This is a genomic window from Burkholderia sp. LA-2-3-30-S1-D2, from assembly GCF_001523915.2.
Lineage (GTDB): Bacteria > Pseudomonadota > Gammaproteobacteria > Burkholderiales > Burkholderiaceae > Burkholderia > Burkholderia diffusa.
Map to the genome: position 1 here is coordinate 2,716,368 of NZ_CP013384.1, position 22,207 is coordinate 2,738,574.

General features: G+C 68.8%; 18 protein-coding genes. 8 read left to right on the plus strand and 10 right to left on the minus strand.

The genetic code is table 11. The features are described from left to right. Positions 1-8: 8 nt before the first annotated feature. From WS66_RS25600 to WS66_RS25630, 6 genes are all read right to left on the minus strand, one after another. Positions 9-797, minus strand: coding sequence for an anti-sigma factor family protein (locus tag WS66_RS25600; RefSeq protein ID WP_059608126.1), 789 nt, complete (start codon positions 795-797; stop codon positions 9-11). Then, positions 797-1,312, minus strand: a complete 516-nt coding sequence (locus tag WS66_RS25605) for a sigma-70 family RNA polymerase sigma factor (protein WP_059608125.1) — start codon at positions 1,310-1,312, stop codon at positions 797-799. The genes WS66_RS25600 and WS66_RS25605 overlap by 1 nt, the downstream gene beginning before the upstream one ends. Positions 1,313-1,366: 54 nt before the next feature. Beyond that, positions 1,367-1,726 (minus strand): COG4315 family predicted lipoprotein, encoded by a 360-nt coding sequence (locus WS66_RS25610; protein WP_059608124.1) that lies wholly within the window; start codon positions 1,724-1,726, stop codon positions 1,367-1,369. Positions 1,727-2,002: 276 nt separating this feature from the next. Next, a complete protein-coding gene (locus WS66_RS25615; RefSeq protein ID WP_108064725.1) occupies positions 2,003-4,471 on the minus strand; it encodes a beta strand repeat-containing protein in 2,469 nt (822 codons plus the stop codon). Positions 4,472-4,951: 480 nt separating this feature from the next. Beyond that, on the minus strand, positions 4,952-6,196 hold the full coding sequence (locus WS66_RS25625; RefSeq protein ID WP_059604549.1) for an NAD(P)/FAD-dependent oxidoreductase: 1,245 nt from the start codon (positions 6,194-6,196) through the stop codon (positions 4,952-4,954). A gap of 67 nt (positions 6,197-6,263) precedes the next feature. Continuing rightward, positions 6,264-7,043: an ABC transporter substrate-binding protein gene (locus WS66_RS25630; protein ID WP_059604546.1), complete on the minus strand. Its 780-nt coding sequence runs from the start codon at positions 7,041-7,043 to the stop codon at positions 6,264-6,266. A gap of 331 nt (positions 7,044-7,374) precedes the next feature. Here WS66_RS25630 and WS66_RS25635 point away from each other — a divergent pair, with 331 nt between their 5' ends. The 5 genes from WS66_RS25635 to WS66_RS25655 all read left to right on the plus strand — a co-directional run bounded on the left by WS66_RS25635 (position 7,375) and on the right by WS66_RS25655 (position 12,751). Further along, positions 7,375-8,349 carry an ornithine cyclodeaminase family protein gene (locus WS66_RS25635; protein WP_059604544.1) on the plus strand — a complete coding sequence of 325 codons (975 nt, stop codon included), beginning with the start codon at positions 7,375-7,377 and terminating at the stop codon, positions 8,347-8,349. Beyond that, the gene (locus WS66_RS25640) at positions 8,346-9,140 is read left to right on the plus strand and encodes a helix-turn-helix transcriptional regulator (RefSeq protein ID WP_059604541.1); all 795 of its coding nucleotides are present in this window, start codon (positions 8,346-8,348) and stop codon (positions 9,138-9,140) included. Before WS66_RS25635 ends, WS66_RS25640 begins: the two co-directional genes overlap by 4 nt. A 216-nt stretch (positions 9,141-9,356) precedes the next feature. Further along, positions 9,357-10,088 (plus strand): DsbA family oxidoreductase, encoded by a 732-nt coding sequence (locus WS66_RS25645; RefSeq protein WP_059604538.1) that lies wholly within the window; start codon positions 9,357-9,359, stop codon positions 10,086-10,088. A 128-nt stretch (positions 10,089-10,216) separates the two neighbouring features. Beyond that, positions 10,217-11,656 carry a DHA2 family efflux MFS transporter permease subunit gene (locus WS66_RS25650; RefSeq protein WP_059604536.1) on the plus strand — a complete coding sequence of 480 codons (1,440 nt, stop codon included), beginning with the start codon at positions 10,217-10,219 and terminating at the stop codon, positions 11,654-11,656. Between the two features lie 306 nt (positions 11,657-11,962). After that, entirely contained in the window at positions 11,963-12,751 is a 789-nt protein-coding gene (locus tag WS66_RS25655) for a sulfite exporter TauE/SafE family protein (protein WP_059604564.1), read from the plus strand. Positions 12,752-12,908: 157 nt separating this feature from the next. On the opposite strand, the gene WS66_RS25660 is transcribed toward WS66_RS25655, so the two are convergent. The 3 genes from WS66_RS25660 to WS66_RS25675 all read right to left on the minus strand — a co-directional run bounded on the left by WS66_RS25660 (position 12,909) and on the right by WS66_RS25675 (position 18,046). Continuing rightward, positions 12,909-14,744 carry a S10 family peptidase gene (locus WS66_RS25660; protein ID WP_059604533.1) on the minus strand — a complete coding sequence of 612 codons (1,836 nt, stop codon included), beginning with the start codon at positions 14,742-14,744 and terminating at the stop codon, positions 12,909-12,911. Positions 14,745-15,354: 610 nt separating this feature from the next. Next, on the minus strand, positions 15,355-17,445 hold the full coding sequence (locus WS66_RS25670) for a D-(-)-3-hydroxybutyrate oligomer hydrolase (protein ID WP_059604530.1): 2,091 nt from the start codon (positions 17,443-17,445) through the stop codon (positions 15,355-15,357). Between the two features lie 235 nt (positions 17,446-17,680). Continuing rightward, complete coding sequence (locus WS66_RS25675; protein ID WP_059604528.1) at positions 17,681-18,046, minus strand: BON domain-containing protein; 366 nt, start codon at positions 18,044-18,046, stop codon at positions 17,681-17,683. Positions 18,047-18,500: 454 nt separating this feature from the next. Between WS66_RS25675 and WS66_RS25680 the strand changes: the two genes are divergently transcribed. The 3 genes from WS66_RS25680 to WS66_RS25690 all read left to right on the plus strand — a co-directional run bounded on the left by WS66_RS25680 (position 18,501) and on the right by WS66_RS25690 (position 21,709). Next, positions 18,501-19,946 carry a TAXI family TRAP transporter solute-binding subunit gene (locus tag WS66_RS25680; RefSeq protein ID WP_059604525.1) on the plus strand — a complete coding sequence of 482 codons (1,446 nt, stop codon included), beginning with the start codon at positions 18,501-18,503 and terminating at the stop codon, positions 19,944-19,946. Positions 19,947-20,053: 107 nt separating this feature from the next. Then, positions 20,054-20,692 (plus strand): 2-hydroxychromene-2-carboxylate isomerase, encoded by a 639-nt coding sequence (locus WS66_RS25685; protein ID WP_059604522.1) that lies wholly within the window; start codon positions 20,054-20,056, stop codon positions 20,690-20,692. 69 nt (positions 20,693-20,761) lie between these two features. Beyond that, complete coding sequence (locus tag WS66_RS25690; protein ID WP_059604519.1) at positions 20,762-21,709, plus strand: LysR family transcriptional regulator; 948 nt, start codon at positions 20,762-20,764, stop codon at positions 21,707-21,709. Positions 21,710-21,752: 43 nt separating this feature from the next. Here the strand turns inward: WS66_RS25690 and WS66_RS25695 are convergent, their stop codons facing one another. Further along, a complete protein-coding gene (locus WS66_RS25695; RefSeq protein ID WP_059604516.1) occupies positions 21,753-22,154 on the minus strand; it encodes a hypothetical protein in 402 nt (133 codons plus the stop codon). Positions 22,155-22,207: the final 53 nt, after the last annotated feature.

The window sequence follows — 22,207 nt, forward strand, 5'->3', positions numbered from 1 at the left end:
CGCGCGCGTCAACCCTTCCACGCGTCGGTCGGTCCGCCGAGCGCGCCGCATGCTTCGATCGCGAGCTCGCGCAGTCGTCGTTCGTCGGCGCGTCCGGAGAGCGCGTAACCCATGCCGCGATCGGACCAGAAATACGTGTCGCGGCCGCTGGCCGACATCGACTGCGGCGCGAAGCGCCGCGCATCGTAGGCCGTCATGTAGAGCGTCACGCGCTTGCCGTCCGCACGCTGGTACATCAGTTGCGCAGCCGGCCCCGCGTCGCCCGGCAGCAGCCGGCCGCCCAGCAATGCGTATCCGTATTCGTCGAGCGACGGCGCGCGCACGGGCCGCCCGAGACGCGCGGACAGCCACGCGGCAAGGCGCGCCGGATCGCGTGCGTCGACCTCGACCGGATGCTCCCGATCGGCCGCGTACACGGCGTACGCGACGTCCGCGCGCGCGGCGAAGGCCGGCTCGGCACCGAACGTCGTCCAGCCCGCGTGCAGCGCGACGCCGATCACCAGCCCGGCCGCCAGTCCCGCGAATGCATACGCGACGCCGCGCCAGCGCGGTGCGCGCCGCTGCACAAACAGCGCGGGTGCGGCGGCAGGCAGCGGGAACAGCGCGTGCAACGCGTCGCGCTGCGCGCCGTAATGCGCAAACCAGTCGGCTTCGCGCGGATCGGACTGCAGCCGTTCGAGCACCTCGCGGCGCTCCTGTCCGGACAGTTCGCCGTCGAGCAGCGCCGACAGCAATTGCGCCGATGCATCGGCTCCGCCGTCCCGATCATTCGAAGGTTTGCGCGGATCGTCGTCCATCATGTCTTCCCGATCACCCGTAACGCGGCCGCGCCGCGCGCCGGCGACTCGCCGGACAGCAGCGCACGCATCTGTTCACGCGCCCGCGACAACCGCGACATCACCGTCCCCACCGGCACGCCGAGCACCTGTGCGGCTTCGCGGTAACTCAATTCCTCGAGCGCGACCAGGAGCAGCACCTCGCGCTGCTCGACGGGCAGCCGATACAGCGCGCGCTGCACGTCGCGCAGCAGCAGGCCGCCGATCTCGTCGGTCGGCGCGGCCATCGTCTGCCATGGCGCGGTCGCATCGTCGACCGCGATCTCGTGCCGCGCGCGCAACTGGTCGATGAAGCGGTGGCGCAGCAGCGTCAGCAGCCACGCACGCAGGTTTCCGCCGTCGCGCGGCGGCCGGTTCAGCGCGCGCTCGAGCGTGTCCTGCACGAGATCGTCCGCCCAGGCCCGCTCGCCCGTCAGCGCGCGCGCATATCGCGTGAGATGCGGCAGCCACACCAGCAGGTCCGATTCGTAGCTCATCCGGATGCCTCGCGCATCGCCGCGCCGTCAGTCCGTCATTCAGTCCGTCGGTTCTCAGGGGCGCGCGACGTGCCACATGCCGCCGATCCCGTCGCCGCCGGCATCGCCGGCCTTGCGGTCCATCTTCCAGCGATACAGCGGACGGCCGTGGTAAGCCCATTGCTTCCGGCCGTCGTCGCGCGTGACGAGGCTCAGTGCACCCGACGCCTTGTCGTATCCGTCGGCGAGTGCCGGCGGCCAGTTGGCCGCACAGGTGCCGGTGCAGGTGCTCTTGCCCGGCGCGTCGTGATCGAACACGTACAGCGTCATGTGATCTTCGTCGACCAGTTTCCCGTCACCGGCCTGCGGCGGCTCGGCGGCCGCGGGCCGCGCGATCGCGGCCGTCAGCGCGATGGCGAACAGCATCGTCTTCATTCCCGTTCTCCTTGACATGGCATCGCGGCACGGTGGCGCCGGACGGGACGTCGACTTCGTCATGACCATTATCCCGCTGTCCGGCCGCGCCGAGACTCGGTATGTAAACGGACGAAACCGGCCGGTTATTCCATGCCACCCCACAAAGCGGCGCCATTCCTCACGGGAAACACATCGGGAACCCAAAGAAAACGCGGCATGACATTGCTGTCATGCCGCGATGTACGACCCGTTGCGCGCGGCGGGCGATGCGCCGCCGCCGCGCGTTCCGGCCGGTTACTTCGGCAATGCGCCAGTCACCGCCTGCAGCAGCGTCGACACCGGCGCGAGCGGGTTGTTCGCGGAGCCGTTGCCCGAGTGCGGCGTGACCGACAGGCTCGGCGTGGAACCCAGCGCCGCGCCCAGCGTCGTGCCGACAGCATTGACGACCGTTGCCGTCGCGTTGCCGGTCGTCGACACCAGCGAACCGGTCGCGCCCGCCGTGCTGCCGGCCGCGCTCGCGCCGGAGCCGAGCAGGCTGCCGCCCGCCGCAGCCGTCGAACCGGCCGCGCCCGACAGCGCGCCGGCCGCCTGCCCGAGGGCTGCCGGACCGTTCGCGAGGGCGCCCGTCACCGAACCGAGTGCACCGGTCAGTGCGCCGGCCGGGTTGCTGCCGCCGGTCAGACCGCTGACGAGGTTCGTGATCGGCGCGATCGGGCTGCCGCCTGCGCCCGACAGCGTGCCGACGACCTGGTTCACGACACCCTGCACCGGGGCCAGCGGGTTCGTGCCGCCGAGGTTGCCGAGCGCGCCCGTCACCGAGCTCACGGCCCCCGTCAGTGCGCCGGCCGGATTGCTGCCGCCGAGCGTGCCGACCACCTGGTTCACGACGCCTTGCACCGGCGCCAGCGGGTTCGTACCGCCGAGGTTGCCGAGTGCACCCGTCACCGAATTGACCGCGTTGCTCAGTGCGGCTGCCGGGTTGCCGCTGCCGAGCGTGCCGACGACCTGGTTCACGACGCCCTGGACCGGGGCCAGCGGGTTTGTGCTACCGAGGTTGCCGAGCGCGCTCGTGACCGAACCGAGTGCGCCGGTCAGCGCGCCGGCCGCGTTGCCACCCGTCGGCAGTGCGTTCTGCAGGCCGCTGACGAGGTTCGTGATCGGCGCGATCGGGCTGCCGCCGCCGGCGCCTGACAACGTGCCGACGACCTGGCTCACGACGCCCTGCACCGGCGCCAGCGGGTTCGTGCCGCCGAGGTTGCCGAGCGCGCCCGTCATCGAGTTCACGGCGTCCGTCAGCGCACCGGCCGGGTTGCCGTTGCCAAGCGTGCCGGCGAGTTGCGTGACGGCGCCTTGCACCGGCGCCAGCGGGCTCGACGCGCCGCCGATGTTGCCGAGCGTCCCGGTGATCGTATTGACCGCGTTGCCCAGCGCACCGGCCGGATTGCCGCTGCCCACCGTGCCCGTGACCTGGTCGACAATGTTCTGGATCGGTGTCAGCGGGTTCGTGCCGCCGACGTTCCCCAGTGCACCCGTGACCGTGCCGAGGGCACCGGTCAACGCACCTGCCGGATTGCCGCCGCCGAGCGCCCCCGTCACTTGACTGACGACGCCTTGAACCGGCGCCAGCAGGTTTGAACCGCCACCCACGTTACCCAGCGCACCCGTCACCGTGCCCAGCGCACCGGTCAATGCACCTCCCGGATTGCCGCCACCGAGCGCCCCCGTCACTTGATTGACGACGCCTTGAACCGGCGCCAGCGGGTTTGAACCGCCACCCACGTTACCCAGCGCACCCGTCACCGTACCCAGCGCACCGGTCAACGCACCTGCCGGATTGCCGCCACCGAGCGCCCCCGTCACTTGATTGACGACACCTTGAACCGGCGCCAGCGGATTCGCACCGCCACCCACGTTACCCAGCGCACCCGTGACCGTGCCCAGCGCACCGGTCAACGCACCTGCCGGATTGCCGCCGCCGAGCGCCCCCGTCACTTGATTGACGACGCCTTGAACCGGCGCCAGCGGATTCGCGCCGCCGCCCACGTTACCCAGTGCACCCGTGACCGTGCCCAGCGCACCGGTCAACGCACCTGCCGGATTGCCGCCACCGAGCGCCCCCGTCACTTGATTGACGACGCCTTGAACCGGCGCCAGCGGATTCGCGCCGCCGCCCACGTTACCCAGTGCACCCGTGACCGTGCCCAACGCACCGGTCAACGCACCTGCCGGATTGCCGCCACCGAGCGCCCCCGTCACTTGATTGACGACACCTTGAACCGGCGCCAGCGGATTCGCACCGCCACCCACGTTACCCAGTGCACCCGTGACCGTACCAACCGCATTGCTCAACGTCCCCGTCGCCGTGCCCAGCGCGCCGGTCAACGCGCCGGCCGGATTGCCGCCGGCGAGCGCGCCCGTCACCTGGTTCACCACGCCTTGAACGGGCGCGAGCGGCGTCACCGTGCCGCCAGCGCCGCCGAGCGCGCCTTGCAGCGCGTTCACCGCGCCAGACAACGCCTGCGCCGGATCGCCCAGCGACGTCTGAATCGCGCCCGACCCGCCCGCCGCCACGGTGATCGAACCCAGCGGTGACGTGCCGGTCGCGGCCAGTCCGATCGAGACGCTGTTCGTCGGCGGATTCACGATTACCTGCGGAAGCGGCAGCGCATCGAGCGTCCCCGCGATAGCCGAACCGGAAGCCAGTACCCCGAACACCGTCGCGACCGACAGCGCCACACCCGTCAATTCAATCTTTTGTCCCATCTTTACCCCATCTCGGTTGGCACTACGTTGATAAAGCATGGGGACGGATTGCACGAAGTGTGCCACCCGGATAAAACGGATTGATTCGTTGGCCTATTGCGGGCCAATAGCGGTTTTATATGGATTTCCGGGAAAATAAATGGGTCGCACGGGCACAATAATCTGACGAATGAGACGTCCGGCGCACGGATGTAACGTAACGTTTGCGAGGCCCGAAGTAACGTGTTCCGGTACATTCCGTGCCACATCGGGACGTCCGTTGTGAAAGCGCCGCCGGATTGCCCTGGCAGATCGCCTGCTCCGCATTTCATTTTCATGAAAATGCATTAATAAATCACTTGTTTACCGTTTTTCTTATTTCGTGATTTCTTTCCGATCAATTACGCAGATCATTTCCATTTGCGCGACTGCGGATAATACGGATAACCAAATGAAAAAATGTGACGGCCGCACTGCGGCGGCCGTCGTATCGAAACGCGCTCAGCCGAAGCGCGCGGGTCGGTACGGATGGGGATCGATGTAGGTCGGCTCGCCCGTCATCATCTCGGCGAGCAGACGCCCGGTCGCGGGGCCGAGCGTCAGCCCATGGTGGCAATGGCCGAACGCGAACCACAGATGACGATGGCGCGGCGCAGGCCCGATCACCGGCCGCATGTCGGGCGTGCACGGCCGCATCCCGAGCCATGGTGCCGGATCGAGCCGCTCGCCGATGCCGAACGCGTCGCGCGCCAGCGGCTCGGCGCGCGCAAGCTGCACGCCGGTCGGCGGCGCGCCGCGCAACGCGATCTCGACGCCGGTCGTGAGCCGCAGGCGTCCGCCCTCCATCGGAGCGACGACGAACCCCTCCTCGGTATCGCACACGGGCACGTTCAGCGGCGCGCGGGTCGGCCGGTAATGCATGTGATAGCCGCGCTTGGCGCGCAGCGGAATCCGGTAGCCAAGCGGCGCGAACACGTGATCGGACCACGGCCCGAGCGCGACCACGGCCGAGCGGGCCGCGATCGGCCCATGCTCGGTATTGACCCGCCAGCCGTCGTCCACCTGCGCGAGCGTCGCCGCGTCGCCGCGCACGAACGTGCCGCCGTCACGCTCGAACAGCCGCGCGTACGCCTTCGTCAGGCCCCCGGGGCTCGACACGGTCTTCGGGTCCTGCCAGTGGAATGCGCCGCAGAATGCGTCGCCGATGCCGGGCTCGCATTCGCGCAACGCGCGCGCGTCGAGGACGCTCATCCGCAACCCGTGCGCGTCGGCCACCCGCTGCTGCGCGCGCGTTTCCGCGTCGAACAGCGCCGGTGAACGGAACGCCTCGATCCACCCGCCGTCATGCACGAGCGGCTGCGCGTCGGTGCGCGCGAGCAGCGCGTCGTGCTCGACGACGCTCGCCGCGACGAGCGGCAGCATGTCGCGCGCGGCGGCCGCGAGCCGCTGCGGCGACGATTCGCGCCAGAAGCGCGCGAGCCAGCCCGCATACGCGGGCAATGCCTTGTAGTCCCAATAGAGATCGACCGAGCGGTTGCGTGCGTAGCGCAGCAGCGTGCCGAGCCGGCGCGGGAACGCGTACGGCACGACCGACGAGCGCTCGATCAGCCCGGCATTGCCGTGGCTCGTTTCCTCGCCGGGCGCGCGCCGGTCGACGAGCGCGACGCGCAGCCCGCGATCCTGCAGATGCAGCGCCGACGACACGCCGACGATGCCGGCCCCCAGAACGATGACGTCGAAATCCATGCTTCCCCGTACTGCGTCGAGATTCGGTACGACGCGCGCCGGCACCGCGGCCGGCGGGCGGCCAGGCTTACTTCGCGACGATGTCGCGCTTGAAGTACTTCTGCGACAGCGCACTCAGCGTGCCGTCCTTCTTCAGCGCGTCGAGCGCGCCGACGATCTTCGCCTGCAGCGCCTTGTCGCCCTTGCGCATCCCGAAGCCGGTGCCTTCGCCCAGCGTCGCCGGATCCTTCAGCGCGTCGCCGACGATCTGGTAATCGCGGCCGGCCGGCTTGTCGAGGAAACCGTCCTGCGCGGTCTGCGCTTCCTGCACGGCCGCGTCGAGACGTCCGGCGACGAGATCGGCATAGATCTGGTCCTGGTCCTGATACGACACGACTGCCACGCCCGCATTCGCCCAGTGCGCCTTGAGGAAATCCTCCTGCGACGAGCCCTGCAGCACGCCGACGTGCTTGCCGCGCAGGCTGGCGGCATCGGGCCGCAGCGGCGAGCCGCGGTGCGCGACCATCACGATCGGCACCACGTAGATCGCCGGCGTGAAGTCGATGCTCTGCTTGCGCTTCGCGGTGATGTTCATCGCCGAATTGATCGCGTCGAACTTGCGCGCCTGCAGCGCCGGGATCAGCCCGTCGAACGCATTCTCGACCCACACGCACTTCATGTTCAGCTTCGCGCACACCGCGTTGCCGATGTCGACGTCGAAACCCTGCAGCTGGCCGGCCGGCGTCTTGCTCTCGAACGGCGGATACGCTGCTTCGATCCCGAAGCGCAGCGTGGTCTGTTCCGCGTGGGCCGAGACGGCCGCGCACGCAAGCGCCGCGACGGCGCAGAGGGAAAGCTTCCAGTTCATGACGGATGTCCTTCGATTCCGGATTGAGGCGATGAAGACCGGTTATCGTGCGACGGCACGCCGGTCCGCACGCAAAATATAGACTCTTAGTCTACTATAGACTATAGGGAATACGATAATCGCAAGCGCGATGCAGTGATCGAATCGCCACCGCCCATACGACACACCATTGATTTATCGACATTTTTACCGTTCCGCATAGCGCGCCTCGGTCCTGAAAAGAAAAACTCGCCAGAATTACATTGTCTATATTAGACTTTTAGTCCACTACGAACACCGCCGGACACGCTATTTCGAGACTGTCCTGTCCGGCCCCGACCGGAGAAGTCCCATGACGCAACCCGCCCCGACCCTGCCGCTGGTCGTCGACGAAGCCGCGGTGCGCGCGGCGCTGCCGTCGCTCGACGTGCTCGCCACGCTGCGCCGCATGTTCGCGTCGCTCGCGTCGGCCCGCGCGGTGCAACCGCCGCAGACCCTCACGCTGTTCCCCGAGCAGGCCGGCGATTTCATCACGTATCTCGGCGCGCTCGCCGACGAGCAGGTGTTCGGCGCGAAGCTGTCTCCGTACGTCGTGACGGGCGGCAAACCCGACGGGAAACCGATCGTCACCGCATGGACGGCGCTGATGTCGATGCGCACCGGCCAGCCGCTGATGTGGTGCGACGCGGGGCTGCTGACGGTCGAGCGCACGGCCAGTACGACGGCGCTCGCGGTCGACTGCCTCGCACCGCGCGACGCGCGCCGGCTCGCCGTGATCGGCACGGGCGCGGTCGGCCTCGCGCATCTGCGCCACACCGCGGCGTTGCGCGACTGGGCATCGATCAGCGTCCATTCGCCCGCGCTCGCCGGCGACCCGACGCTACGGGCGACGCTTGCGCGGATCGATCCGCGGGCCCGTGCAGCCGCCAGCGTCGAGGCGTGCGTGCGCGACGCGGACGTCGTGATGCTGTGCACGTCGTCGGGCACGCCGGTGCTCGCGGACGGCATGCTCACGCGCCCCGCGCTCGTCACGTCGATCAGCACCAACGTCGCGCGCGCGCACGAGATCCCGCCCGCGTGGTTGCCCGACATGGACGTGTACTGCGACTACCGGCACACGACGCCCGCGAGCGCGGGCGAGATGCAGATCGCGGCGGCCGGGCACGGCTGGACGCCCGAGCGGATCGTCGGCGACCTGCCCGCGCTCGTCGCCGGCACGTGCGCGGCGCCGTCGCGCACGCGTCATGCGTTCTTCCGCTCGATCGGCCTTGGGCTCGAGGACATCGCGATCGCACACGCGCTGTACACGCATCTGACGCGCGCATGAGCAGCACGCGCGCGCGGGGCCGATACAATGGCGCAACCGCCGCGGCGGCAGCGCGCGGGCGCACGGACCAGCCGGTCGACGGCACGCCGGCGCGCCGTGCCGACGCACCGCCCGGCCCCCGCTCACCCGAGATGGCGATTCCGATGCGCAAGAAGCAATCCCCCGTCAAAGACCTGCTGCTCACCCGCTATGCACCGATCGCCGATGGCATCGCGGCGCTGTTCTTCCCGTATGCGGAAGTCGTGATCCACGACCTGCACGACCAGACCGTGCTGTATCTCGCGAACAACCTGTCGAAGCGCGAGGTCGGCGACGACTCCGCGCTCGAGGAAATCGATCATTCGGCGCGCGAGCGTGTGATCGGTCCGTACGAAAAGCTGAACTGGGACGGCCGGCGGATGCGTTGCGTGAGCAACGTGCTGTTCGACGACGAAGGCCGCCCAGCCGGGATGATGTGCATCAACTTCAACATCGCGGTGTTCGACGACGTCCGCGCGACGCTCGACGTCTTCATCAAGGGCGCGGGCATCGTCGCGCAACCGGACGAGTTGTTCCGCGACGACTGGCAGGAGCGTATCAACACGTTCCTGCACGGCTGGCTGCGCGAGCGGCAGGTCGGCTTGAACGGCCTCACGCGCGAGCACCGGCGCGAACTCGTCGAAGCGCTGTACGCGGAAGGCGCGTTCCGTGGCAAGAGCGCCGCGAACTACGTCGCGAACGTGCTCGGGATGGGGCGCGCGACCGTCTACAAGCACCTGAAGCATCTGAAGGAAACGCAGGGCGACGCGTAAGCAGCGCGGGCGGCGGGCATGCCGCCATCGACAATCGCTACCGGTACACACCATGCGTGTCCATGCTTCGTGAAGCGTCCGGGCCGGCCCTTTCCGCCCGGGCGAGACGCCGACGAAGCATCGAAGCATCGAAGCATCGAAGCATCGAAGCATCGAAGCATCGAAGCATAAAATGATATAGTCCCAGTTACATTTATTTGCCGTCCCGGACCGCCCATGACGACCACCCCTGCCCCGACTGCCCGCCCGACCCTGACCGTCGAAATCTGGTCCGACCTGATCTGCCCATGGTGCTGGATCGGCAAGCGCCGCTTCGACGAGGCGCTCGCCGCGTTTGCGCACGCCGAGCACGTCGACGTCGCGCTGCGCGCGTACCGGCTGATGCCGGGCCAGCCGGTCGAACCGGTCGAGGCGATGCTCGCCGGCAAGTACCGGATGTCGCCCGCGCAGGTCGACCAGATGCTGCGCCAGGTGACCGATGCGGCCGCGAGTGTCGGGCTCCGCTACGACCTGCCCGGCACGTTCGTCGGCGACACGCTCGACGGTCACCGGCTCGTGAAGCTCGCGGAAACGACCGGCCGTGCGCATGCGCTGACCGAGCGGCTGTACCGCGCGTATTTCTGCGAGCACGGCTCGCTGTTCGACCACGCGGCGCTGATCGACTTCGCGGTCGAAGCGGGGCTCGAGCGCTCGGCCGTCGAAGCCGTGCTGCGCAGCGACGCATACCGTGACGAAGTCGAGGCCGACATCGCGCGCGCGGCGCAGATCGGCGGACGCGGCGTGCCGCTATTCGTGTTCGGCGGCCGTTACGCGGTATCGGGCGCGCAGCCGACCGACGTGTTCGCGCAGGCACTCGAGCAGGCGTGGCACGATAGCGCCATCGTCGAATTCGCCGGCGACGCCGCCGCATGCGGCCCCGACGGCTGCGAACTGCCGCCGCGCGGATAACCTCCCGGCGCCGCGCGACGCGCGCCGCCGCTACGCGTCGCTCCTGCCATAAACCGGCAGGAAGCGCGCGCGAATGACGTCTACAATGCAGCCTTTCAAATAACTATCAGAGAGAAGGCGGCCAGCCCATGACCCACGGGATCCACGGCGAGAAGCGCTGGTACGCGCTGATCGTCCTCTGCCTCGGCGTGCTGATGATCGTGCTCGACAGCACGATCGTCAACGTTGCGCTGCCGTCGATCAGCACCGACCTCCATTTCACCGAGACGGCCCTCGTGTGGGTCGTCAACGCATACCTGTTGACGTTCGGCGGCTGCCTGCTGCTCGGCGGCCGGCTCGGCGACCTGTACGGCCAGCGGCGCATGTTCCTCGCCGGCCTCGTCGTGTTCACGCTCGCATCGCTCGCCTGCGGCCTCGCGCAGTCGCAGACGATGCTGATCGCCGCGCGCGCCGTGCAGGGCTTCGGCGGCGCGATCGTGTCGGCCGTGTCGCTGTCGCTGATCATGAACCTCTTCACCGAACCGGGCGAACGGGCGCGCGCGATGGGCGTCTACGGCTTCGTTTGCGCGGGCGGCGGCAGCATCGGCGTGCTGCTCGGCGGGCTCTTGACGAGCACGCTGTCGTGGCACTGGATCTTCCTCGTCAACCTGCCGATCGGCATCGCGGTCTATGCGATGTGCGTCGCGCTGCTGCCGCGCATGCGCGCGCCGGCCGGCGCCGCGCCGCTCGACATCGCGGGCGCGATCACCGTGACCGCGTCGTTGATGCTCGCGGTCTACGGGATCGTCGGCGGCAACGAGGCCGGCTGGCTGTCGACGCAGACCGTCGTGCTGATCGGCGCGGCCGTCGTGCTGCTCGCGCTGTTCATCGCGATCGAGGCGCGCGTCGCGCATCCGCTGATGCCGCTCACGCTGTTCGCCGCGCGCAACGTCGCGCTCGCGAACGTGATCGGCGTGCTGTGGGCGGCGGCCATGTTCGCGTGGTTTTTCCTGTCCGCGCTCTACATGCAGCGCGTGCTCGGCTACGGGCCGCTGCAGGTCGGGCTCGCGTTCCTGCCGGCGAACCTGATCATGGCCGCGTTCTCGCTCGGGCTGTCGGCGCGGATCGTGATGCGCTTCGGCATCCGCGGCCCGATCGCGGCCGGCCTGCTCGTCGCGGCCTGCGGCCTCGCGCTGTTCTCGCGCGCGCCGGCGGACGGCAGCTTCGTCTGGCACGTGCTGCCGGGCATGACGCTGCTCGGCATCGGCGCCGGCGTCGCGTTCAATCCGGTGCTGCTCGCCGCGATGAGCGACGTCGACCCGGCCGATTCGGGGCTCGCGTCAGGCATCGTCAACACCGCATTCATGATGGGCGGCGCACTCGGCCTCGCCGTGCTCGCGAGCCTTGCGGCCGCCCGCACCGATGCGCTCGCGGCCGCGCACGCCGCGCCGCTCGACGCGCTGAACGGCGGCTACCACGCGGCCTTCGCGTTCGGCGCGGCGTTCGCCGCCGCGGCCGCGCTGATCGGCCTTGCGCTGCGCATCCGGCCGCAGAACGGCGTCGAAGGCGTCGGCCCCGCGATGCACTGACCGTCGGCAGGCGGCGCCGGTCGTCGGCATCGCACCGGGGCGCGCACTGTCGCGCCCTTTTTTGCGCGCGCCGGGGCGCGGCCCGCATTCCCGATTCATCATACCTTTCGGGCCGATCGCGTAATCGGCCCCGCCGTCGATCGAACGCCCGTTTCACGCCCCGCCAGCCGCCAGCCGCACGGGCCTTCGCGGCCGATTTTTAACGCAGTCGTACATCCACCCGCCACATTTGCGACAATGGCGGACTTTGACGCGCGCGCAGTGGCCGCGCGCCGCCGCCGAACGCCGCATAACCGCCTGCTTCCGATGTCGCTTCCCCATATCGATCTGCTGTACTCCCTGTCCGGCCTGTTCGTCGGCATCCTCGTCGGCCTGACGGGCGTCGGCGGCGGTTCGCTGATGACACCGATCCTCGTGCTGCTGTTCGGCGTCCACCCCGCGACAGCGGTCGGCACCGACCTGCTGTATGCGGCCGCGACCAAGGCGACCGGCACGCTCGTCCACGGCCTGAAGGGGTCGATCGACTGGCGTATCACGGGCCGGCTCGCGGCCGGCAGCGTCCCGGCCGCGGCGCTCACGCTGTGGTGGCTGCACACGCACGGGATGAACACGCCGGGCACCGCGCGCATGATCCAGCTCGTGCTCGGCATCGCGCTGCTGCTCACGTCGCTTGCGCTGATCTTCCGTCCTCAATTGACCGCGTTCGCCGCGCGCAACCCGCTCGCGCCGAGCCCTGCGCGCACGCTGTGGTCGACCGTGCTGACGGGCGCCGTGCTCGGCGTGCTCGTGTCGATGACGTCGGTCGGCGCCGGCGCGATCGGCGTCACCGTGCTGCTGCTGCTGTACCCGACGCTCGCGACCACGCGCATCGTCGGCTCCGACATCGCGCACGCGGTGCCGCTCACGCTCGTCGCGGGCATGGGCCACTGGCTGCTCGGCTCGGTCGACTGGTCGATGCTGCTGTCGCTGCTGCTCGGCTCGCTGCCCGGCATCGTGCTCGGCAGCCTGCTGTCGGCGCGCGCGCCCGAGCGGCTGCTGCGCAACCTGCTCGCCGCGACGCTCGTCGCGGTCGGCGTGCGGCTCGTGCTCGCGTAGGCGCCGCCGCCGGGCGCCTCCTTCAGCCGCCGGCATCGCCATGCGCTGAAAAAAACAGCCCGACCGGCCTGCGCCGATCGGGCTGTCGTCCATCCGGGGTCTCGCGAACCCGCACCGCCCGGCGCAAGGCCGGACCGTGCGGGCCGCAACGCGATGCTTACTGCCCCTGCTGCTTCAACTGTTGCTGCTTGAGCTGCTGCGTGCGCGCCTGCAGCTTCAACACGCGCTGCAGTGCGGTGCGGTTCGCGAGGATGCCGTCGTAGAAGTTGGCGAGATCGCCCTTCAGCGCGGTCCGCGACGCGTCGTTCAGGTAGATCATGTGGCCCGACGGGTAGTTCTTGATCGTCAGGTTCTGCGCCTTGAGCGTCGGATCGAGCGCCATCTGCGCGAGCGTCAGCTCGGTCTGGTGGAACGGCGTGACCGCATCGAAATAACCGTTCGCCGACAGCACCTTCAGGTCCGGGTTCACGCTCATCGTCGCCGCCAGGTCGCCGGCCGTGTACAGCGTATTGCCGCCGCCCTTGTTCGCGCCGGTCGGGTCCGTGTGGCTGAAGTCCCAGTTGTTGAACACCTGGTCGTTCAGGTCCACGAACGACGACGTCGACGTGTACTTGAGGTCGGTGTTGATGTAGCTGTTCCACAGCACCGTGTACGCGCCGCCGACGTTCGTGATCGACGGATCGTTGCTGCCCGAGTTCGGCAGGATGTACGGCGCGATGCCCTTGCCCGTGAAGTTCGCGCGACCGTCGTACTGGCCGATCTGCGTGCCCGGAACGAGCGTCAGGAAGAACGTGTACGGCGGGTTGTCGTCCGACGACGGCACGTTGCCGAGCGCGGCCGGGTTGCCGAACGTCTGGATCAGCGACGTCGGATCCGTGCCGATGTACGAGCCCATCTGCTGCGCGGTCTGCAGGTTCAGGTTAAGCCGCACGTTCACGAAGCCGCCGTCCTGCGGATTCGGCTTCTGCGCGAGCGGCGCGAGCGTGTTGTCCGCATAGTTGCGGGCCTGCACCATGTACGCGTCGAGGTCGGTCGGCGTCGGGTTGAGCGTCGTCTTCTTCCAGTAGAACGCGTCGGCCGCGAGCGTCGGGAAGGTGCCCGGCGCGGACAGCGCGTTCGCGTAGTCGAGAATCGACGATTGCAGCGTGATCCCGTTCAGGTCGATGCCGTCCTCGTGCAGCACCCACGATACGACCGCGCTGCGCGCCGTGCCGTACGACTCGCCATACAGGAACTTCGGCGAGTTCCAGCGCGAGTACTTGGTCAGGTAGCGCTGGATGAAGCGGTCGATCGAGTGCGCGTCCTGGTCAGTGCCCCAGAAGTCCTTGTTCTTCGCCGGGGCGATCGCCGCCGAGTAGCCGGTGCCGACCGGGTTGATGAACACGAGGTCGGTGCGGTCGAGCAGGCTGTCCGGGTTGTCGAGCAGCTTGTACGGGGCCGGCGGCGTGAAGTTCGGGAACGACGACTGCAGGCGCTTCGGCCCATACGAGCCGAGCAGCAGGTAGACCGACGACGAGCCGGGGCCGCCGTTGTAGAAGAACGTGACCGGGCGCGGCTTCGACGGGTCCGGGTTGTCCTGCGTGTACGCGACGTAGAACATCTTCGCGTTCGGCGCCGACGTGACCGGATCGATCGTGGTCAGGTGGCCCGTGGTGGCCGTGTACTGGACTGTCTTGCCGCCGATCGTGACCTGGCGGTGCACGACCGCGGCCCCTTCGGTCGAATCCGTGACCGCGTCGTTCGGCCCGGTGCCGTACACGTCGCTGTCGACGTACGGCTGGTCGGCCGGGACGGCGGCCGTTGCATTGGCGGTGGCCGCCGTGCTGCCGTTCGACGTCGTCGCGGCCGCCGCGGTGGCGGCGGTCGGGCCGGACCCGTCGTCGCCGCCGCACCCCGTGACGAGCAGCGCCGCAACAGCGGCTGCGGCGATCGGCACGCTCAGTGTCGTTCCAAATAGCGCGAAACCGTCTTTCAAGGACTTCAGTGTCGTCATTATTGCCTCTCGAACAGAACGATAAATACCGCCGGTCGCAAAGGATCATTTGCGCCGGCGCTCCGCACCGGGAGCGCATTCGTTTTGCGATGCACTCCGAGTTTTTTACCGGATCGGCGAATACCGACCGGCACGATTTACCCCACCCATATTCCTCGACCGCACAATGGAATCAATTCCATTGCAAACGACGATTCAATAATGCTCGGCAATGCGAATTCCGCCCTGTCATCCGCATGCGCTAGAAACAGCAAGCAAAAGCATTCCCCAGAAGCCCGCCAGAAAAGGCGCCTTCGCTTCCAAGAGACGAACGACCCCCTCGGCGAAATGCCGATCAATCGCAAAACGGCGACCAATCGCAGCTCGAGCCGATTTAATAAAATCGAAAGGATCGATTAACTATACGGAAAGGAATATTGTCTTTGCGGTAATTTATTAAATTAAGTGAAAATATCGGCGCATAATAGATTCCGGGTTTTACGTCGTAAAGTAATAATTTGTTACAGCGCGTGCCATTCCGATAAAGGCCAGTGCGGGACCGATTCCAGGTGCCGAAAAGAAAAAAGCCGGACGACTGTCCGGCTTCCGTATCGCGGCGCGGCGGGCGCCGTCAGAGCGGCACGTCGATCGCGCCAGCGCCGGTCGTGATCGTGTTCGCGCCGGGGGACGCCGAGATCGGCGGCAGGTTCGCGCTCGTCAGCGCCGGCGCGGCGCCCGGCGTGCCGCCGCGCGGCACCGTGCGGATCACCTGCGACGGCGGCAGCGCGGCACCGCTCTTCAGGTGCCGCCACATCAGGTTCAGCGCCTGCAGGTTGTAGTAGTGGACCGGCACGAAGCGCGTGTCGAAGCCCGCGACGGGCAGGAACGCATCGAAGTGCTGTCCGTTCGTCACCTCGTAGAACACGAGCTGGCTGCGGCCGCCTTCGCTGATGCCGTTCTGCGCGACGTATGCGCGCGACGCATGATTCACGGGCACGAGCGCGTCGCTGCGGCCCTGCACGATGATCGCGGGCTTGCCCTGCAGGTTCGCGTTCACGCGCACCGCGTCGACGTTCGCCGGCATGTCGAGCATCCCGTTGGTCCACAGCTGCCGCAGGCACAGCGCGCCCGCGAAACTCGCGTCGGGCGTCGCGAGCCGGTGGTCGACACCCGCGCCGGTGTTGAACACGAGACTGACGCCGGCGGTCGGCGGTACGCCGTTGCCGAGACCGAACACGGCCGGCATCGGCGACGTAGCGGGCGGCGCGACCGCGCCCGTCGCCGCGCTGGTGGTCGCGAAGCTGAAATTGCACAGATTGTCGGTCACGCGCGAGCGCGTGTACGCGTTCGCATAGGTGACCGCGATCGCCGGAATCGCCTGCGAATCCCACATCGGTGCCTGCAGAAGGTCGGAATCGGCGAGATAGCCGGCCGCATGCAGTTGCGCGAGCGCGTCGGCGGCCTGGCTTTGCGTATCGGCGCCCGACACGAGCCCCGCCGCGGCGAGCGTCGCGCAGCGCTGCGTGCGAATCGACTGCGTGGTGGCGGCCGGCAGCGCGCTCAGGTACGGCGCGCCCGCGAGCGACGCCGATGCGGCCACGCACGGCTCCAGCAGGTTCGCGAGCGTCGCGTAGTCGGCCAGCGGCCGGCCGAACGACGGCACCGGCTGGCCGCCCTCGCGCACGACCGCGTTCGGCGCCATCCGCACGTTGACCTGCGGCTCGCCGACCACGACCGCGGTGATCCAGCGACGCGTGTCCTGCTCGGCCGCCGCGAGCGCCGCGCCGCCGCCGTTGCTGACGGACGCGGCGATCGTCGTGATGTCGCCCGGGCGGTAGCGCACGCCGTGATGCGAGCTGTCGAGCAGCGGCCCGAACTGCTCGTTGAGCGCCCAGTACGCGAATTCGACCGCCTGCAGCGTCACATGCCCCCAGTCCTGCTCGGGATTCTGCTGCGAATGCGCGTGCTTGAACGCGTAGCGGTTCGGGAAGCGGCTGTTGAAGGCGGCCAGGTCGCCGCTCGTCACGTTGGCGGTAAAGAGACTGGCGTTGCCGGCGAGCACGGCGTCGGCGAGCGCGCCGTCGATCAGCGTGATCGTGTCGGAGCCGAGTTCGTGCGCGCCGTTGCCGCCACCCTTGTCGTTGTATGCGACCGCGCAGCCGCGCTTGAGGCCCCACTCGCCGGCCGCCGAAATCGCGCCGTATACGCCGCGCGAACCGGACGACGTCGCCGTGACGATGCACGGCTGCGCGGGATCGAAACCCGCGGGCACCTGCACGAGCAGCGTCACGTTCTTGCGGCCGCTGCCGTCGTCGGAATACGCGAGATATTCGGTGCCGGGGATCTTGCCTTCGCCGAGCGTGTCGTTGCCGTCGAGATCGACGTTCGGCCCCCAGAAACGGCCGTAGCCGCCATTGGCGCTCATGTCGACGAGCGCGCGGTAGTTCGACCAGATCGCGACCCGGCGCAGCTCGGCGCTCGTCGGTCGGGACGGATTCGCGAACGCGGGCGCGGTGGCAGTGGCGAGCCCGGTCTTGCCCAGGCCGGCCGTCAGCAGATCGTCGCTCGTGCCGTCATAGGCGGTCGTGCGCACGCTGCCGGACACGAAACCCGGCAACCGGTTGCGCTCGCCCGAATCGTCACCGTTGCAGGCACCGAGCATCGCAACCGCGACCAGCGCCGCGACCAAGAGAATCCGACTGCCCCACCCGTGCGTCGTCATTGCCGCCCTCTCGATATCGTTATCGGTCCGCCGCTACGTCGTGCGCGGCTCACGGCCTCTGAAGAACGCGGGGCCGTCCAGCGTTTTCCGTCCCGAAGGAAGTCCCTTGGGGATACCCGTTCGGGGGGCCTGGCGCAAAGCGGCAGGCCCGAGGCATTCTAAAGCGCAAACGGGCCCCGGTACGCCGGGGCCCGCCGCAAGCGGGCGCGCGGCGCTGGCGCGCCGCCGCCCGGCATCATTGCTGCTGAACCGTCAGCTTGTTCGTGACCGACGTCACGCCCTTCACGCTCTTCGCTACCTCTTCCGCCTTGTCGATCTGTGCCTGGTCGGGCACCGTGCCCTCCAGCGAGATCGCGCCGCCCTTCGAGCGCACGACGAGGTTCGCCACGTCGATGCCGCCTGCCTTCGCAATTGCCTTGCGCACCGCGTAGCCGAGCTTGCGGTTCGCCTTCTTCGCGGTCTTGGCCGCGGCCTTCGGCGAGCTCGCTGCCGCAGCCGGCGCCCCGGTTGCCGCCGCATCGCTCGACTGCGCATATACGCTGCCCGACAGACAGGCAGCCACGGCCGCAACACCCAACGCTCTCAACACGATCGACTTCATGCTATCTCCTTATGACTTCGGAACGGCCGCGCACAGTACGGCCGGATACCCCCAAAGGCAGCCGGCCCGCGCGCGAACGGGCGGGACGGCCGATGATTTCCACGGCGATGCGAGAGAGGCGACACGGGCCGGCGACCGGCGCACGCGAATGCGGGCCGGCCGGGCCGGACAGCCGCCGGCCGGACGCGCCCGGTCTCATTGCGTGCCGGGTCGCGCGCGAATCGGTCGCGGCTGCGACGCACAATGTAATCCAGCGCCCGCCGAAGCGCAAAGCTTTTGACGCGCGAGCCCCCGGCGGCCGCGGGCTCGCGCGCCCGTGCCCGCCGCCGCGCCACGGCGCCGGACTCGCGCATGCCGGGCGAAACCGGGTACCATCGCCGCCAGAACCTGCATCGCGTACATCGTCCGTGACGCGCGTCACCGGCGCATCACGCCCGTGTCATCCGTCGACTCCATGAAGCCAGCCAGCCCTCGCCCGCCCCGCCGCATCCTCGCCCGCTTCGTCGCGGTGTCGTGGCGCGACCTCGCGCTGTCGATCGGCCCCACCGTGCTGCTCGCGGTCGCGGCGGTCTGGCTCGCGGTCAAGCTGATCCAGCCGGCGCCGCCGTCCACGCTCGTGATTTCGTCCGGCCCGCCCGGCAGCACCTACTGGAACGCCGCGCAGAAATACAAGGCGATCCTCGCGAAGAACGGCGTCACGCTCGACGTCCAGTCATCCGAAGGATCCGCGCAGAACCTCGCGCGGCTGTCGAACCCGAACGCGCCGGTCGACGTCGGCTTCGTGCAGAGCGGCATCGGCCCGAAGGAGCGCGACGAGCACCTGGTATCGCTCGGCAGCATCGGCTACGTGCCGCTCGCGATCATGTACCGCGGCCCGGTGGTCGCGCGCCTGTCCGACTTCAAGGGCAAGCGGCTCGCGCTCGGCGCCGAAGGCAGCGGCGCGCGCGAATTGAGCCTCGCGCTGCTGAAGATGAACGGCATCGTGCCGGGCGGCTCCACCGAGCTGCTGCCGACGGCCGGCGAGGACGCGGCGACCGCGCTGCTCGACGGCAGGATCGACGCCGCATTCCTGTCCGGCGACTCGACGCAGATCCCGGTCATGGCGAAACTGTTCCGCGCGCCCGGCGTGCATGTGTACTCGTTCACGCAGGCCGAGGCGTACGCACGGCGCTTCCCGTACCTGACCGCGATCACGCTGCCGATGGGCGTCTACGATCTCGGCCGCAACCTGCCGCCCGCCGATATCCATACGGTCGCGCCGACGATCGAGCTGGTCGCGCGCGACTCGCTGCACCCCGCGTTGTCCGACCTGCTGATCGAGGCCGCGCGCGAGGTGCACGGCCACGCGACAATCCTGCAGCACGCGGGCGAATTCCCGTCGGCCGTCACGCGCGGCTTCCCGCTGTCCGACGACGCGGCGCGCTATTACAAGTCGGGCAAGACCTTCCTGTACCGGCGGCTGCCGTTCTGGGTCGCGAGTCTCGTCGACCGGCTGCTGGTCGTGGTGGTGCCGCTGATCGTCGTGCTGATCCCCGGGCTGCGGCTGGTGCCGTCGCTGTACGGCTGGCGCGTGCGTTCGCGCATCTACCGCTGGTACGGCGCGCTGATCGCGCTCGAGCGCCGCGCGCTCGGCGAGCATACGGCCGAGGAGCGCGTCCATCTGCTCGACGAGCTCGACGACATCGAGGAAGCCGTGAACCGGATGAAGATGCCGCTCGCGTATGCGGGGCAGTTCTACGTGCTGCGCGAGCACATCGGCTTCGTGCGCGAGCGGCTCACCGCGCACGACCACGACGCCGCGTCGGGCACACCCGGCGCCGGCGGCCTCGCGGCGGCGCGCGGCGGCGCGGCCGCGTCGCCGGCCGGCGAGCCCCCTCGGGCGACTCCCGGTTCCGCATGAGCGGACGATCCACGATCATTGCTGCATCCGCGCGGCTGCATCCGCGCGCCGCCGCTTAACTTGAAGGCCGCCGCGAGGCGCACACGCCCCATTCTCTGGAGATCGCCATGACAACCGGCCTCGACACTGCCCAACCCGCCTGGTTCTTCGACTTCGTGTCGCCGTTCTCCTACCTGCTGCTCGAACAGCACGACAAGTGGCCGGACGTGCCGTTCGACCCCGTCGCCGTGTCGCTGCCCGACCTGCAGCGCCACTGGGGACAGCGCCCGAGCGCCGACGTGCCGGCCAAGCGCATGTTCACGTACCGCCATGCGCTGTTTCGCGCCGAACAGCTCGGCATCCGCTTCAAGATGCCGCCCGCGCATCCGTTCGACACCGACAAGGTGCTGCGCCTCGCGATCGCGCTGCGCGCCGACATCGCGACCGTGCTCGAAATGTTCCGCTTCATCTGGCACGACGGCAACGATCCGTCGACGCCGGACGGGTTCGCCGCGCTGTGCGAGCGCGTCGGCGTCGGGCACGGTGACGAGTTGATCGAATTCGAGGAAACGAGCGCGCAGTTGCGCCGCAACACCGACGACGCGATCGCGCTCGGCGTGTTCGGCGTGCCGACGTTCTGGATGAACCAGCAGCTGTTCTGGGGCGAGGACGCGCTGCCAATGGTGCTGTACTGCGCGCGCACGCCGAACTGGCTCGAATCGCGCGAGGTCAAGCGGATCAGCACGCTGCCGAAGGGGCGCGCGTGATGGCCGGTATCACGCACCGCGACACGTGGCTGCGGTAAGGTTACGCTTCTCCCGAATCACCGCGCACCGATGGAAGACGACGACCGTACCGCCTCGCTCGATATCTGGCTCGTGCGCGTATTGCGCACGCTGCTGCTCGAGCGCAGCGTCACGCAGACCGCACTGCGGCTGAACCAGACCCAGCCCGCGATCAGCACCGCGCTGCGCAAGCTGCGCGAGACGCTGAACGACCCGATTCTCGTGCGCGGCAAGTCCGGGATGGTGCCGACCGAGTACGGTGCGTCGCTGCTCGGCGCGGCGTCGCGCGCGCTGCGCGAGGTCGACTTCATCGCGACGCCGCACGGCGACTTCGACCCGTCGTCGGCGCGGCGCACGTTCCGCGTCGCCGCGCCCGACTATCTGAACGATTTCTTCATGCCGACGCTGATCGAACGCTTTCGCGACGCGGCGCCGCATGCACATCTGGAAATCGACTCGCTGAATCCCGCGCTCGATCACGCGGAGGCGCTCGAATCGGGCGCGCTCGATCTCGTGATCGGCAACTGGCCGAAGCCCGACCCGCGGTTCGCGCGCCAGGACCTGTTCTCCGACACGATCGTGTGCCTGATGCGCGATGCGCATCCGCTCGCCCGTGCACCGCTGACGCGCGAAGCGTACGCGTCGGCCGCGCACGTCGCGCCGACGCCCTACACCGGCGACAAGCGCAACGCGATCGAGATCGGCCTCGCACGCGCGCGCCTCACGCGGCGGATCGTGACGACGCTGCCGTATTTCGGGATCGTGCCGCAGGTGCTGCTGCAGTCGGACCTGATCTTCACGACGACGCGCCGCTTCGCGACGCACTATGCGCAGCTGCTGCCGCTCGTCGTCGTCACGCCGCCCGTGCCGTTCCCGCGCATCAAGAGCTACCTGCTCACGCACCCGCACCCCGATCGCCCGACCGACATCGCGTGGCTGTGCGCGCTGATGCAGAGCGTGTCCGACGAGCTGACTGCCGCACGCGGCCGCAAGCGGTGACACCGCGCGGCACGGCCTGCGCGCGACGACGCAGCCCCGCCGCTCAGGCCGTGCAGAAGGTTTCCTGCAGATGCGTCCAGCGCACGATGCCTGCCGCGTCGCGCGCGAACACGGCGGTCGCGCGACGCGCGGGCAGTTCGCCCGATGCCGCATGCTGCGCTTCGAGATAGGTGAGCACCGCATGCGATGCGTCGGCCGCGAGCACGCGGATGTCCGACAGCACGATGCGCAGCCCCGGCTTCGCGCCACCGAGCCTCGCGAACAGTGCACGCGTGCCGTCGCGGTCGAGCGCGCGGCCGTCGGTCATGATCATCGTGAAATCGGCGGAAAAAGGCGCGATCAGCGCCTCGAGCGCCGCGGGTGAAGTATCGGTGCCGGACAGCCAGCGCTCGATGTCGACGACGCTTGCATCGAGTGCGTCGAGATAGACCTGGGGATCGGACATGGTGCCTGCACGAAAAGGCGCGCGGCCCGATGCCGCGCGATCCGTGCAGTGTA

What these genes read in the sequence shown, in the direction of transcription:
- WS66_RS25600 (WP_059608126.1), bottom strand. Translation starts at nt 797, where the DNA reads ATGGACGACGATCCGCGCAAACCTTCGAATGATCGGGACGGCGGAGCC.
- WS66_RS25605 (WP_059608125.1), bottom strand. Translation starts at nt 1,312, where the DNA reads ATGAGCTACGAATCGGACCTGCTGGTGTGGCTGCCGCATCTCACGCGA.
- WS66_RS25610 (WP_059608124.1), bottom strand. Translation starts at nt 1,726, where the DNA reads ATGAAGACGATGCTGTTCGCCATCGCGCTGACGGCCGCGATCGCGCGG.
- WS66_RS25615 (WP_108064725.1), bottom strand. Translation starts at nt 4,471, where the DNA reads ATGGGACAAAAGATTGAATTGACGGGTGTGGCGCTGTCGGTCGCGACG.
- WS66_RS25625 (WP_059604549.1), bottom strand. Translation starts at nt 6,196, where the DNA reads ATGGATTTCGACGTCATCGTTCTGGGGGCCGGCATCGTCGGCGTGTCG.
- WS66_RS25630 (WP_059604546.1), bottom strand. Translation starts at nt 7,043, where the DNA reads ATGAACTGGAAGCTTTCCCTCTGCGCCGTCGCGGCGCTTGCGTGCGCG.
- WS66_RS25635 (WP_059604544.1), top strand. Translation starts at nt 7,375, where the DNA reads ATGACGCAACCCGCCCCGACCCTGCCGCTGGTCGTCGACGAAGCCGCG.
- WS66_RS25640 (WP_059604541.1), top strand. Translation starts at nt 8,346, where the DNA reads ATGAGCAGCACGCGCGCGCGGGGCCGATACAATGGCGCAACCGCCGCG.
- WS66_RS25645 (WP_059604538.1), top strand. Translation starts at nt 9,357, where the DNA reads ATGACGACCACCCCTGCCCCGACTGCCCGCCCGACCCTGACCGTCGAA.
- WS66_RS25650 (WP_059604536.1), top strand. Translation starts at nt 10,217, where the DNA reads ATGACCCACGGGATCCACGGCGAGAAGCGCTGGTACGCGCTGATCGTC.
- WS66_RS25655 (WP_059604564.1), top strand. Translation starts at nt 11,963, where the DNA reads ATGTCGCTTCCCCATATCGATCTGCTGTACTCCCTGTCCGGCCTGTTC.
- WS66_RS25660 (WP_059604533.1), bottom strand. Translation starts at nt 14,744, where the DNA reads ATGACGACACTGAAGTCCTTGAAAGACGGTTTCGCGCTATTTGGAACG.
- WS66_RS25670 (WP_059604530.1), bottom strand. Translation starts at nt 17,445, where the DNA reads ATGACGACGCACGGGTGGGGCAGTCGGATTCTCTTGGTCGCGGCGCTG.
- WS66_RS25675 (WP_059604528.1), bottom strand. Translation starts at nt 18,046, where the DNA reads ATGAAGTCGATCGTGTTGAGAGCGTTGGGTGTTGCGGCCGTGGCTGCC.
- WS66_RS25680 (WP_059604525.1), top strand. Translation starts at nt 18,501, where the DNA reads ATGAAGCCAGCCAGCCCTCGCCCGCCCCGCCGCATCCTCGCCCGCTTC.
- WS66_RS25685 (WP_059604522.1), top strand. Translation starts at nt 20,054, where the DNA reads ATGACAACCGGCCTCGACACTGCCCAACCCGCCTGGTTCTTCGACTTC.
- WS66_RS25690 (WP_059604519.1), top strand. Translation starts at nt 20,762, where the DNA reads ATGGAAGACGACGACCGTACCGCCTCGCTCGATATCTGGCTCGTGCGC.
- WS66_RS25695 (WP_059604516.1), bottom strand. Translation starts at nt 22,154, where the DNA reads ATGTCCGATCCCCAGGTCTATCTCGACGCACTCGATGCAAGCGTCGTC.